Origin of the sequence: Peribacillus sp. NPDC060253 (genome assembly GCF_042727425.1) — a bacterium.
Taxonomy (GTDB): domain Bacteria; phylum Bacillota; class Bacilli; order Bacillales; family DSM-1321; genus Peribacillus.
Map to the genome: position 1 here is coordinate 1 of NZ_JBHXAS010000214.1, position 4439 is coordinate 4439.

The window sequence follows — 4439 nt, forward strand, 5'->3', positions numbered from 1 at the left end:
AATTAAAAGGCATGAGCCCGGTAGATTACCGGATTCATGCCCTCAAGGCTGCCTAATTAAATAAAGTGTCTAACTTTTTGGGTTCACTTCACCTCAAGGATGGACCTTTTTTATTCATTTCACACTTTGCTCCCCGTTATATTCAAGATTCACTTTTATGGAATGTTCTTTCTTCCGTCCAAAATAATTCGTGCCTACAACACCTAAAATGATTAGTATGGACCCGGCTATATCATAGATTGTTATCTGTTCATTAAGAATGAAAGCTCCCGCAGCAATCGTTACTACCGTAGAAAGATTTGCAAAAACACTCATTTGTGACGCTTTGATTTTTGATAAAATCGTATTCGATAATAACGATGTGACCAATGAAGCCAATATTCCCAAATACAATATGGAGCTGATGAATTCCGTGCTCGACAATGGTGAAAAGAATTCCAGCATCGTTCCTTGCTTTATATGGGAAACGAGTGCAGCCACATTAAAAATGACAAAGCCCGTTCCCATCATGAAAAAGGACATTTCACCTGGTGTATAGTCCTTGGCAAGTGAACGGGTCATTGTTGTATAACATGCGGTTGCGATACAGGAAAACAGGATCAGCACCATACCAAGCATGTCGGAAAAATTGATTGTGCTCCCTTTCACCACAAAAATAAAAATGACCCCCACCACCGACAAAACAATCGAAAGCTTTTGATATAAAGTTGTTTTCTCCTTCAAGAAATATCCAGCTATCATCAAGGTTAGAATCGGTGTGACGGCAGATAATATCCCTGCATCGGTTGATTGCGAGTACTTAAGTCCAAAAGTTTGAAAAGCAAAGAAAAGAGTTGGGAATAACAGTGAAAGCGGAACCAGGTTTTTAACTGACTCCCAGCTATAGTTCACCTTAATGACTTTTGCGGCGACAAGCAATGAAATGATGACGAAAGAAACGGTGAATCGAAACGCCAAAGTATCCAGCGGATCCGATTCAGCAATGGCCATTTTCGTAAATAAGAAAGATAGACCGACAATACTTGAATGAAGTATGGCCAACATGTATGCAAATGTTCGCGATTTCATGGATGCAACTCCTCAACTAGATTACTATAGTTTATTTTTAGGTATAATACCCTTTGCAACTGAATTGCAATCCAGGTTAGAGCTAAAAGATAATAATGCCTTAATCTTTTTAAAAGCTAAAATCTTAATAGATGAATATGCGGGCTATAGAGTCCCTTTGAAAGTCAAAATAACTCTCTTTTATAGAAGGATTATGCACATACTTTACCGGAGATGCCCCCATTTTTGAAAAAGGATTATATTTAAGACACTGCCAAGCATGATCATTTTCCGTTTCAATATGATAAAATTCAACCAGGAAGCGAGGATACATATATGTTAGTTACTACTGTAATTTTCCTTATGGCTGGTCTAGCCGAAATTGGCGGAGGTTACCTTATTTGGCTTTGGTTAAGAGAAGGAAAATCCATTTATCTAGGTTTAGCCGGAGGTTTCGGTTTGGTGTTATACGGCATCATCGCGACTTTCCAAACGTTCCCTACTTTTGGACGTGTATATGCTGCATATGGCGGGGTTTTCATTGTTTTATCAGTTTTATGGGGATGGGGCATCGATAAGAAAACCCCTGATTTATATGATTGGATTGGAGCTGCAATCTGTTTGGTCGGAGTGTCAGTCATTATATGGGGTCCTAGACACTAAAAAAAGGGCCTTATGCCCTTTAATTTCTTTTACCAGAATCCCAATTTGTTGTTTGGGCGTACTTCTCATTTCCTAGTATCTTCAGATTACCAAGTTCTCCATTGGATATTTTTCCATTCAACAAGGAAATCAGCTATTCGCGTATTTAAACATTTTCATACAGTGATTCAGCCTCGGTCTACATTATATCAATTTCTTTTCCTGCCTGATTAATGAACCAAATCGCCACTGCTGCAATGATGCATGGAATGGCAAAAGCTAAAAAATTGGCTTGCAATGACAACTTCATATCAAGCAGGACCCCACAGAAAGTGGGAGCGAGTATCCCGCCAATTTTGCCGACACCTGTAGAACGGATATCATTCGGATAATTCTGGTAAACATATGCATTCGTTACGATTTGTGTACCTGTTGTCGTACCTCCTGCAATGGCAATCAGAACATAAAAATGTCAACCGATAATGAATTATACATATATAGAACTAAATTCACTAGATTTCAACTTAATTTTTAGTATATTGCCAATAATCAAAGGCATCGGCCGCAATAATCCAACAAAAAAACTCTTATCATTGAGGGAAATGTCCTTTATACTATTCAAAATTTATGATAAGTAGCTACACTTACCAATATTTCATATTCTAAGTACTCAGTTATACATTTTTCAGCGCAAAAAAAAGCCCTCTTTTCAAAGAGGGCTTTTAACGATTATATGGATTAAGCTTCCAATGCTTCTTTCCTCTTTCTTTTCTTTGATTCAGTTATTAGATCAAAACCAAGGTAAAGGATAATGGCTCCGCCTAGCAATTTTATATATAACGGAATGTCCGCTATAAAGAAATAAATCATAGAGTATAAAACCCCTATAATGCATGACCAAAAAATAAAATGTTTTAAAATTTTCAAAGTAATGACTCCTCTCAAAAGGTGAGATTAATTTCTAGTTCGCTCCATTTCAAGGAGGAATTAATTTATCCGTAACCTCATTCTAACATTATTCATAATAAAATGGAGTGATACGAATACCGAAGATATGAACATTTAAGCAATTTTTCTCGTATATTTCATAATTGAAACTATTTTTTATTCAATCCGTTTGTAGTCAATTTTCGTAATTTCCGCTTAGAACGATAGGTTGATTGCCTCAGGAATGCCGTCTAAAACAAAGGTGCATGAAATGACAGCAAGGATAACCTTGCAAGACATTTCATGCATTTGATTTTTATAATACATTCACTTTATTGGACTCTACCCCTATTTCTTCATCTGTTTCCGCATGACCATTTTTATAATAAGCCATTTTCACTGGAACGAATGATAAAGCGATAGCGGCAATAAGACCTGGAATAGCGAAGGCAATGAAATTCAATTGGATGGGTAGCGCGATGGACAGTAAAAATCCACCAAGTATGGGTCCAAGCATACCGCCAATCCTTCCGATCCCAGATGCCACTCCTAGTGCCGTCGATCTAATGTTTGGTGGATAGTACTGTGATACATAAGCTTGGATAAGGTTTTGGGCGCCAATGGTACAGGCTCCCGCGATCGCCACCAACGTGTAAATCACGAAAGAACTTCCGCCCATTCCCAATAGTGTCAAGCTGACTGCCCCAAGCGCATACATCGGCACAAGCATTTTTTTAGATCCATATCGATCACATAGTTTAGCGATGATCAGCGTACCTACGATGGCTCCCCCTTGAAGAACGATCAAGAAACCTAAGCTTGAATTCAGGGCATACCCTGCCTCGATCATTAGCTTTGGAAGCCATGTATTCAAACCATATACCATCAATAGGCACATGAAAAAGGCAATCCAGAACATCAACGTGCTTAGAGCGCGGGAGTCCTTAAATAATCCAACCATCGGCATATTGGAATCCGTTTTTTTCACTTCTACAATTTCATCATTAATATCGAAGTTGCTATCCGGACTGACCTTGGATAATATTCCGATTAATTCCTCTTTGCTGTTAATTCTGACCAAATGCGTCGAAGCCTCTGGTAAACGTTTCATCATGAAGGGTAAAAATAATAATGGTATTCCTGCAAACCAAAATATTGACTCCCATCCTAATATCGGCATAAGCAGAATACCGAGTATCGGGGCAAGCATCCCCCCAAATGAATATCCACATAAAACGATCGAAACGACCATGCTCCGCATCGTTTTCGGTGCATAATCCGTCAATAACGCAATGACGTTCGGCATGATCCCCCCTAGCCCTAATCCCGCCAAAAATCGGAAAGTAGAAAACGTTGTGGGCGTATTCGCAAAGCCACATAATAGAGTAAATAAACTAAATAAAATCAGTGATATCGCAATAACGTTTTTTCTGCCAATCCGATCTGCTAAGGTACCAAAGAAAATCGCCCCGAACATCATTCCAAATAGACCGTAGCTGCCCATAGCACCCGCTTCCACAGAAGTAAGGTTCCACTCCTCCGTCAATACCGGGACGACCGTTCCGTAAACGACAAGGTCATAGCCATCGAAAAGGATAATTATGAAACACCATGCCAGCAACCCAAAATGAAAGCGGTTAAATTTACTGTTACTAATTACCTCGGTCGTGTTAATCCTAGCCATATAATTTTCTCCTCTCAAGGTGACTGTAGTAATTCCATCCAAATGATAGCGCTTACGAAAAATCCTAAAAAAATATAATCTAATCACCCTTTTTTATACAAATAGTGAACTAAGTTATCTAATTATTATTATAATAGGC

Annotated in this window: 4 protein-coding genes; 1 reads left to right on the forward strand and 3 read right to left on the reverse strand. The window is 38.6% G+C overall.

The annotated features are described in order from the left end of the window. Positions 1 to 114: 114 nt before the first annotated feature. The gene (locus ACFWE9_RS26070) at positions 115 to 1068 is read right to left on the reverse strand and encodes a DMT family transporter (protein ID WP_230156168.1); all 954 of its coding nucleotides are present in this window, start codon (positions 1066 to 1068) and stop codon (positions 115 to 117) included. A gap of 315 nt (positions 1069 to 1383) precedes the next feature. Between ACFWE9_RS26070 and ACFWE9_RS26075 the strand changes: the two genes are divergently transcribed. Then, on the forward strand, positions 1384 to 1710 hold the full coding sequence (locus ACFWE9_RS26075; RefSeq protein ID WP_377359548.1) for a YnfA family protein: 327 nt from the start codon (positions 1384 to 1386) through the stop codon (positions 1708 to 1710). A gap of 717 nt (positions 1711 to 2427) precedes the next feature. On the opposite strand, the gene ACFWE9_RS26080 is transcribed toward ACFWE9_RS26075, so the two are convergent. Both ACFWE9_RS26080 and ACFWE9_RS26085 read right to left on the reverse strand, forming a co-directional pair. Continuing rightward, positions 2428 to 2559 carry a hypothetical protein gene (locus tag ACFWE9_RS26080; RefSeq protein WP_290370524.1) on the reverse strand — a complete coding sequence of 44 codons (132 nt, stop codon included), beginning with the start codon at positions 2557 to 2559 and terminating at the stop codon, positions 2428 to 2430. Positions 2560 to 2932: 373 nt separating this feature from the next. Further along, positions 2933 to 4300: an MFS transporter gene (locus ACFWE9_RS26085; RefSeq protein ID WP_230156171.1), complete on the reverse strand. Its 1368-nt coding sequence runs from the start codon at positions 4298 to 4300 to the stop codon at positions 2933 to 2935. Positions 4301 to 4439: the final 139 nt, after the last annotated feature.

What these genes read in the sequence shown, in the direction of transcription:
- ACFWE9_RS26070 (WP_230156168.1), bottom strand. Translation starts at nt 1,068, where the DNA reads ATGAAATCGCGAACATTTGCATACATGTTGGCCATACTTCATTCAAGT.
- ACFWE9_RS26075 (WP_377359548.1), top strand. Translation starts at nt 1,384, where the DNA reads ATGTTAGTTACTACTGTAATTTTCCTTATGGCTGGTCTAGCCGAAATT.
- ACFWE9_RS26080 (WP_290370524.1), bottom strand. Translation starts at nt 2,559, where the DNA reads ATGATTTATTTCTTTATAGCGGACATTCCGTTATATATAAAATTGCTA.
- ACFWE9_RS26085 (WP_230156171.1), bottom strand. Translation starts at nt 4,300, where the DNA reads ATGGCTAGGATTAACACGACCGAGGTAATTAGTAACAGTAAATTTAAC.